3 protein-coding genes and 1 pseudogene are annotated in these 3,456 nt (G+C 58.2%); all 4 read right to left on the reverse strand.

The genetic code is table 11. The features are described from left to right. Nucleotides 1–207: pseudogene (locus AC13D8_RS00050) on the reverse strand (hypothetical protein); the annotation flags it as partial. Beyond that, complete coding sequence (locus tag AC13D8_RS00055) at nucleotides 204–1,616, reverse strand: ATP-binding protein (RefSeq protein WP_482967142.1); 1,413 nt, start codon at nucleotides 1,614–1,616, stop codon at nucleotides 204–206. The pseudogene AC13D8_RS00050 and the gene AC13D8_RS00055, both read right to left, overlap by 4 nt. Next, nucleotides 1,613–2,335, reverse strand: coding sequence for a response regulator (locus AC13D8_RS00060; RefSeq protein WP_482967143.1), 723 nt, complete (start codon nucleotides 2,333–2,335; stop codon nucleotides 1,613–1,615). The genes AC13D8_RS00055 and AC13D8_RS00060 overlap by 4 nt, the downstream gene beginning before the upstream one ends. A gap of 254 nt (nucleotides 2,336–2,589) precedes the next feature. Next, nucleotides 2,590–3,456, reverse strand: an 867-nt coding sequence (locus AC13D8_RS00065) for a YncE family protein (protein WP_482967144.1), incomplete at its 5' end; no start/stop codon positions are given.

Below are 3,456 nucleotides of genomic sequence, written 5' to 3' on the forward strand. Positions count from 1 at the left end.
GGTAAGCGCTCGAAAGGCGAAAACGGCAACTGCGATAATCAACCCCCAGAAAAGGATCATGCCGAAACCTGCCCACCAGCCATGTCCGCCACCCCACATCATGTGCCCATAGGTGTCATTGGCATTGCTGCCCGGATCCGCGAGCGCCGGCACGGTGCCCGCCAACAGAGCGATCACGCTGGTTTTCAACCACATATAGTCATTCATGATCTTGTCCTTTCTTGATAGTTGAAACTTTGTGAGAACGGCAAGTCAAGTCGCACGAGAAGCCCACCGTCCGGGTGGTTGCGCAAAGTGATGTCGCCACCATGTGATCGCAATATTGTGCGTGCAATTGACAGGCCGAGACCGGTGCCACCTGTCTCGCGTGAGCGTGACGTCTCGACCCGGTAAAAAGGCTCAAAAACCTCTTCAAGTTGAGTGTCCGGGATGCCGGGGCCATGATCGCGAACCCAGATCAAGGCTCTGTCATACTGCCGGGTATAGGTGACCTCGACACCTTCGCCGTAACGCACGGCATTCTCTATGATGTTCCGCAGTGCTCGGCGCATGGATTGAGGCCGGAGCCTGATCTGAAGCGGTGCATCCGCTTCGAGTTGAAATGCGTTGAGCATGTCTTGTTTCAGCTCAGTGAGAAATTTTCCCAGCTCTACCGTTTCCGGGGGTTCACTGATTGCCATGCCGCGAGAAAAAGCCAGCGTGCGCTCTACCATGACCTGCATTTCCGCGATGGATTTCACCAAGGCGTCGCGGGTCTCCTCCTCATCCACCATCTCGGCGTGAACCCGCAAGGCGGTAAGTGGCGAGCGCAGATCGTGACCCAGAGCGGCCATGATGCGCGTCTTGTCCGCAACGGTGCGTACCAGTCGCTCCTGCATGCGATTGAAGGAGTCTGTCAGATTTCTGACTTCGCTTGGACCGGCGACTGGAAGCGGTTCGCTTTCCTCTCCACGACCAATGCTGTCGGCGGCTTGGGCCAAACGCCTGAGCGGCCACGTCAGGCGGGCAAGCAGGTACCAGCAAGCGACACCAATCAGCAACGCCGCCGTGAAGCCAAAGCTCACCGCGGAAAAGACCGGCCATTGCAGGGGCGGGCGCTGAAAGCGGGTATCGACATTCAGCCAGGTGCTATCTGCAAGCGCGATAGAGAGCGTTAGTTCAAGCCCCGAGATCTTGTCATGCATCATCTGCTTGTGCGCGGGGGCGATCTGCGGTGACATCGTCTTCATTGGTGGGAATTCGCGATCAACCTCATGCAACTCCACGCGAATCTCGCGGCGGTCTTCGCTTCCAAGCAACGACCTGATACGCGCTTCAACCACTCCTCTTGCACGGTGATCAAGATGATCCACAGCCGCCTGCGGGTCGATCCGAAACCTTGCAAGCGGGGAGTCAGCGGCCCGGAGAATAGAGGTATGCAGGTCCGGTGGCGCCCGTTCGAGGAGAAGCGCCACATTCGCTGCGCGCCCGGCCGCCTCTGCCCCGATCGCAGCGCGCACGGCGAGGCTGCGTTCGTCCACGAACAGCCAGAGGCTTATAGCCTGAGCCACCAGGAGACTGCCTATAATGAGCAACAGAATCTGGACACGCAAGCTATCCAGAGGCTTGCGGGTCACTGCTTCACCTCGACATCCGTTGCAAGGCAATAGCCCCCGTTTCGAACCGTGGAGATGATTTTGGGCCGCCCCGGGTTGTCCTCTATTTTTCGCCTTAGGCGGCTGATCTGATTGTCGATGGTCCGGTCGAAAGCGGCGGGTGTTCGTCCGACCGACAAGTCAAAAAGCTGCTCGCGGCTCATTATGATACGCGGGCGTTCCAGCAGGATTGTCAGCAGTTTGAACTCTGATGTTGTCAGCACGTCCTCGCGGCCGTCTGCCGCGACAAGACGGCGCGTGTCGGTTTCGAGCGTCCAATCCGCGAACCGTACACGGCTGCCTGTAAGACTTCCCGCTAGGGCTTTCGGTTTCTGCGCCCGGCGCAGAATTGCCTTGATCCGCGCAAGCAACTCGCGAGGATTGAAGGGTTTGGGCAAGTAGTCATCCGCACCGACCTCGAGGCCGATGATACGGTCCATTTCCTCACCAAGCGCTGTCAACATCAGGATTGGGGCCGACCCCTTGGCGGACAAGCGGCGACAGACCGATATCCCGTCTTCGCCGGGCATCATAACGTCCAGGACGATGAGGTCATAGCGGCCAACCTTCAGCAGGTCATCCATCTGGGCCGCGTCGACCGCACTCGTGACGCGCATGTCATTCTTTTCCAGATATCGCGCAACAGCTTTACGAATTTCGGCGCTGTCATCGACCAGAAGTACGTGGGGCGGGTTCGTCATGGCTTGTATCTAGGTGGTCGAAGGATCGTTGCCGAGAAGATTTGTCGCGAAACGTAACAAAGTCAGACTTTTCGACCCTCGCAGATGATTGATCCCAAGTTTAATGATACGAGAAGCTCTTCGTTGGACTGGAGCCGTGCACTCGCCGCCATGCTGTCACGCGCTATAGCAACACGCATGATCCAACCCGCTTTGTCGGGTGATTTGCGCGGTGGCGGGCACGTTCGCGCCCGTCATGGCTTCAATCGCTCCATCTATGGGATTCGGACGAACTGATGCCCTGTGCTGTTCGTTTCGACAGTCGTGATCAGATCAAGCGTCTTTGGGTCGAGAACCCATAGCTCGTTCTTCGCCGCGCTGCTCACCAGAAGCGCGTCGCCCACGCGCGCCATGTGATAGGGTTCGGGGCCGACGTTGACTTCCAGACGTTCACCTGTGGCGCGATCAATGCGTACCACGCGGTTGCGGTCGCGTGCGCTCGACCAGATTGCATCCTTGTCGGCTGCGACGCCATGCAGTTCACCGCCAATTTCGAACGACACAAGGGCTTCACCGCTGTCGGCATCGATGATGGAAACTTTCCCGGTGTCGGACTCGCTGACAATTAGTTGACGGGCCTCGGCATCCAGCAGCATGTGGTTGGGTGGGCCTTGCAGTTTGAAGTTTCGCGTTACAATCCCGTCTTCTGGGTCGAGTTCGCTGATTGTGTCATTGCCGGCATTGGAAACGAAGAAATTGCCGGTCTTCGGATCGGCGATTGCATATTCCGGGATCGGTCCCGTGGCGATAGTCGCTGTCACCTCACCGCTTTCCAGGTCGATCAGCGAAACAGAACCGAGCCCAGGATGAGTGATCGCGGCGAAGCGTTCATCCGAGGAAACCCCGACATGGTGAACGATGCCGGGCACTTCGATGCGGCGCAGTATTTCATGACTGTCGGCATCGACCAGGGTGACCAGACTCGTGGCGCTTGTCTCGGACTTTTCTCCGCCTCCGTGGTGGGCTTCGTGATCCTCTTCGGAAACCTGGGAGGGTTTGGCCACCTCGCCGCCTTCGGTTTCCGTGAGACTGCCAGCTACCAGAATGCCCCGTTTCGGTGCGCCTGCCAGCCCGTGAACGTT

This window comes from Roseovarius sp. B-10, assembly GCF_056859295.1.

Coding starts and splice junctions, on each gene's coding strand:
- AC13D8_RS00060 (WP_482967143.1), bottom strand. CDS start 2,335: ATGACGAACCCGCCCCACGTACTTCTGGTCGATGACAGCGCCGAAATT.